The organism is Microcystis sp. LE19-10.1B (assembly GCF_027530565.1).
Classification (GTDB): Bacteria; Cyanobacteriota; Cyanobacteriia; order Cyanobacteriales; family Microcystaceae; genus Microcystis; species Microcystis aeruginosa.
The window spans coordinates 1-2,601 of sequence record NZ_JAPZQM010000382.1; the positions used below are offsets into that span (position 1 = coordinate 1).

Annotated in this window: 2 protein-coding genes and 1 pseudogene; all 3 read left to right on the forward strand. The window is 40.4% G+C overall.

Annotated features, from left to right (window positions below; all coding sequences use genetic code 11):
- Positions 1 to 805: 805 nt before the first annotated feature.
- Positions 806 to 1,456 carry a DUF3782 domain-containing protein gene (locus O9332_RS13845; protein WP_002760515.1) on the forward strand — a complete coding sequence of 217 codons (651 nt, stop codon included), beginning with the start codon at positions 806 to 808 and terminating at the stop codon, positions 1,454 to 1,456.
- Between the two features lie 111 nt (positions 1,457 to 1,567).
- Positions 1,568 to 2,239, forward strand: a complete 672-nt coding sequence (locus O9332_RS13850) for a DUF3782 domain-containing protein (protein WP_052275654.1) — start codon at positions 1,568 to 1,570, stop codon at positions 2,237 to 2,239.
- Positions 2,240 to 2,352: 113 nt separating this feature from the next.
- Positions 2,353 to 2,601 (forward strand): annotated as a pseudogene (locus O9332_RS13855) (DUF3782 domain-containing protein); the annotation flags it as partial.

Genomic DNA, 2,601 nt, shown 5'->3' on the forward strand with positions numbered 1-2,601 from the left:
TTATATTATGGAGCAATCAATAAAAATGAACTCAACAAAATCAAAAGACATCTCGGATTGCTACATAGGGCTTGCTGAATAATGGTAAAACCCTTTTAAAATAAAGCTTTTGACCTGTTAAAGTCCGATGTTAGTGCAAGAAAATAGGATTGGTACTTTCAAAAACGTTGCATTATCCTTCTTGTAGTACATCGCTTGTTACAAAAAACAAGGGCAACAAAGCCTGAAACGACCGGCTCCTGACGACCGGCTACTGACTCCTACCCCCAGGAAAAACTTTTTCAGCAGACCCTACATACCTTTCCTGTAGATGTCGCAATATCCAATCAATTTATTAACTTAATGGAAACCTACTCCCTAAGTCACAAACTCAACATTCCTGACGCTATCATTGCCTCAACAGCATTAGTGCAGAATATTAAGCTATATACATTGAATTTGAGAGATTTTTGTTTTATTCAAGGCTTAGAACTCTATGATCTGTCAAATGAATAACCCATCAACGTTAGCATTTTCCAGCGTTCAGCGAACCAGTCATGAATTAGTCAAAAAATCAAAGAGAATGAAGATAATTGTTAATTCTATTCCCAATTTAGTCCCTTTAATCCTTCATTTTGGGGGGGAGGTTGCCTGAAGAGAAGTGTATCAAGGGATTAGGGAGGTGAGTCGGTTGTGGTGGTGATTCTTGTTCTATGAATTAGCCTCCACCTTACCCAATTGAATCAGCAGTCTGCTCCCCAGTGCCTTCGGCAAGCGCGGCAATCCGATAAAATAGTGAATAGGTGACATCGGGAAAAAATCATCTATGGCAACTACATCAGAAGACGTATGGCGAATCTTAGCCGAATTAGCGACTGCTCAAGCTGAATTAACTGCTGCTCAAAAAGAAACTGACAAACAACTCAAGGAAACTGACCTACTATTGAAGGAAGTCAGTCAACAACAGAAGGAAAACGCCCAACAAATCAAGGAAACTGACCGACAACAGCAGAAAACTGACAAACAACTCAAAGAACTGGGCAAACAAATTGGGGGACTCGGGGCAAAATTCGGCAGCTTTACCGAAGGACTTGCCCTTCCCTCAATGGAAACGATTCTCAGACAACGGTTCGGCATGAAAGTTGTTAGTCCCAGTGTCCGAGCCAGCGAAGATGGACAACACCTAGAAATTGATGTCCTTGCCTATACCAATGGTGAGCTAAATATCGCCTATATCGTCGAGGTTAAAAGTCATGCCAGAGAGGAGTCTATTACACAATTAAAAAGTATTTTACAACGGTTTCGCCGCTTTTTTCCTGAACACAAAGATAAAAAACTCTATGGCATACTAGCATCGGTTGACTTATCCCCAGAATTACGGGAAAAAATTCTGCAAGAAGGGTTTTATGTGGCTCGGATTCATGACCAAGTATTTGAACTCGATATTCCTGATAATTTTCAACCTCGACCTTATTAAAAATTTAGATGCGATTGCCCTCTTCCCCAAAGGAAAAACAACTCTCTTATTCATGAATCGGCCAAATTCAGTAAAATAGTAATAGACCAAATCAGAGGGAAAAATTTATCTATGGCAACTACATCAGAAGACGTATGGAGACTCTTAGCCGAATTAGCGACGGCTCAGGCCGAATTAACTGCTGCTCAAAAAGAAACTGACCTACTATTGAAGGAAGTCAGTCAACAACAGAAGGAAAACGCCCAACAACAGAAGGAAACTGACCGACAACTCAAGGAAACTGACCGACAACAGAAGGAAACCGAGCGACGACAACAGGAAACCGACCGACAACTCAAAGAATTAGGACGGCAAATTGGGGGACTTGGTGCAAAATTCGGCAGTTTTACCGAAGGACTTGCCCTTCCCTCAATGGAAACGATTCTCAGACAACGGTTTGGTATGGAAGTTATCAGTCCCAGTGTGCGAGTCAGTAAAGATGGACAACACCTAGAAATTGATGTCCTTGCCTATACCAATGGTGAGCTAAATACTGCCTATATCGTCGAGGTTAAAAGTCATGCTAGAGAAGAATCCATTACACAATTAAAAAGTATTTTACAACGGTTTCGCCGCTTTTTCCCCGAACACAAAGATAAAAAACTCTATGGCATACTAGCATCGGTTGACTTATCCCCAGAATTACGGGAAAAAATTCTGCAAGAAGGGTTTTATGTGGCTCGGATTCACGACCAAGTATTTGAATTAGATATTCCTGATAATTTTCAACCTCGACCTTATTAAAAATTTAAATGTAATCGCTCTATCTTGCCCAAAGGCAGCAACACTTTTTTCTTCATGAATCGGCAAAATTAAGTAAAATAGTAATAGACCAAATCAGAGGAAAAAATTTATCTATGGCAACTACATCAGAAGACGTATGGCGAATCTTAGCCGAATTAGCCACTGCTCAAAAAGAAACTGACAAACAACTGAAGGAGACTGACCTACTATTGAAGGAAGTTAGTCAACAACAGAAGGAAAACGCCCAACAACTCAAGGAAACTGACAAACAACTCAAGGAAACTGACCTACTATTGAAGGAAGTTAGTCAACAACAGAAGGAAAACGCCCAACAACAGAAGAAAACTGACAAACAACTCAAA

Excerpts from the sequence above, each read along its gene's own strand:
- O9332_RS13850 (WP_052275654.1), top strand. The coding sequence starts at position 1,568 with ATGGCAACTACATCAGAAGACGTATGGAGACTCTTAGCCGAATTAGCG.
- O9332_RS13845 (WP_002760515.1), top strand. The coding sequence starts at position 806 with ATGGCAACTACATCAGAAGACGTATGGCGAATCTTAGCCGAATTAGCG.